We start from the raw sequence: 1,980 nt of genomic DNA, 5'->3' as shown, positions 1-1,980 counted from the left end.
GTGGCCATCGTCGGCGCGCTGGCGTGGTTCGCGCTGCCCGGCGCTGCCCCCACCGCGGCGGGCGTGAAGTCCGGGGCCATCACGTCCGTCGCCGATGAGGGACCGGGCTACGCGATCGAGGATTTCAACTACCCACAGGCCGACAAGATCCTCGCCGAGCAGAACATCGTCCTCAAGCGCGGCGACGGCCACATCACGCTCGCCGACTGCTCCTCCGGCACCGGTCTCCTGCAGGTCTGGGCCCGTGAAAAGTCCATGATCTGTTTCAAGGTCGTCGGCAACTCCGGCTGGCTGACCCTGGAGATCCCCTCGGTCTACGGAATCCGGGGCAACGACTACACGACCGACGTCGACATGACCGTCGACGACGAGGAGAAGACCTTCGCCGTCGCCAAGAACCAGTGGACCGCGGTGGGCGAGAGCGCGGACCCGGACGGCCGCGAGCACATGCTCGTGGAGATCCGGTCCTCCAAGTAACCCGCCATCGGCGCCTCGCGCCAGAACCGCCGCGCTCCGCCGGGCGCGCACAGGCGCCGCACCTCCTCCCACCAAGGAAACCGAAGGTCACATGGGACACCCCAGACGTCACCGTCTCACCACACTCACCGCGATGCTCGCCGCCGCGCTCGTCGCGGCCCCGCTGGCCCTGACCGTCACGCCCGCGAACGCCGTCTCCGGGCCGGCCGCGGGCGATGGCTCCCTCGCATTCACCGCCCGCTTGGACATCGGCGACGGCCAGAAGGCCTGCTCAGGCGCACTGGTCGACCGCAACTGGCTTATCACCGCAGCTAGTTGCTTCGCTGACAACCCGGCCGTGAGTCTCGCCTTACCCGCGGGCGCGCCCAAGCTCAAGACCACCGCGACCATCGGCCGCACCGACCTCACGACCACGGCCGGCGAGACACGCACCATCGTGGACCTGGTCCCGTACCCGTCGCGGGATGTGGTGCTGGCACGGCTCAGTCGCCCGGTCACCACCGTCACGCCCATCGCCATCAGTACCGCCGCGGCCGCGGCCGGCGAGGATCTGACGGTGGCCGGCTATGGCCGGACGCAGACCGAGTGGTCCCCGCTGCAGCTGCACAGCGGCACCTTCGCCGTCGACTCGGTCGCCGCGGACACCGTCGCCATCACCGGCAAGGACGGCGCGAGCGTCTGCATGGGCGACACCGGCGGCCCGACCGTGCGCCTGGTGGGCGGCAAGCCCGAACTGGTCGCCGTCAGCAGCAGGTCCTGGCAGGGCGGCTGCTTCGGCATCGACCCGGCCGTGACGCAGACTGGGGCCGTCAGCGCCCGCGTCGACGACCTGCGCGGCTGGGTGGCCTCCACCGTCGCTGTCCCCCGCGTCACCGACTACACCGGTGACGGCAAGTCCGATGTCGCGTACCTGTACAACTACGGGACCAACACCGACGGCACCAACCACACGGCCCTGTGGCTGCAGACCTCCACCGGCAGCGGCATCAACGGCCCGGTGAAGTCGTGGGACTCCGGCACTGTTTCCTGGGACTGGAGCCTCGGCAAGACGGTGTCCGGTGACTTCAACGGCGACGGCCTCGCCGACGTGGGCGTCCTCTACAAGTACCCCAACACCTCAGACGGACGCGGCCACACCGCGCTGTGGACATTCACCTCCACCGGCACCGGATTCAACGCACCGGTGAAGGTGTGGGACTCCGGCACCGGATCTTGGAGCTGGGACAGTTCCGCCCCGGTGTCCGGTGACTTCAACGGCGACGGCCTCGCCGACGTGGGCGTCCTCTACAAGTACCCCAACACCTCAGACGGACGCGGCCACACCGCGCTGTGGACGTTCACCTCCACCGGCACCGGTATCAACGCACCCGTCAAGGCCTGGGACTCCGGCGACGGCTCCTGGACCTGGGACAACTCCATGCCTGTCGCGGGTGACTTCAACGGCGACGGCAAGTCCGACGTCGGCGTGCTGTACAAGTACGGCAACACCTCCGACGGACGCGG

The 1,980-nt window shown here is 69.1% G+C and carries 2 protein-coding genes; both read left to right on the top strand.

Annotated elements, in window-relative coordinates; genetic code table 11:
• Positions 1-477, top strand: coding sequence for a hypothetical protein (locus tag ACH4S8_RS44615; protein WP_398405006.1), 477 nt, complete (start codon positions 1-3; stop codon positions 475-477).
• Positions 478-568: 91 nt separating this feature from the next.
• On the top strand, positions 569-1,980 hold a 1,412-nt coding region (locus ACH4S8_RS44610; protein WP_398405004.1), incomplete at its 3' end, for a trypsin-like serine protease.

Source organism: Streptomyces sp. NPDC021080 (genome assembly GCF_044333225.1).
Taxonomy (GTDB): Bacteria; Actinomycetota; Actinomycetes; order Streptomycetales; family Streptomycetaceae; genus Streptomyces.
The sequence above is the reverse complement of the archived record's forward strand: the minus strand, read 5'-3'. Positions and strand labels throughout refer to the sequence as shown.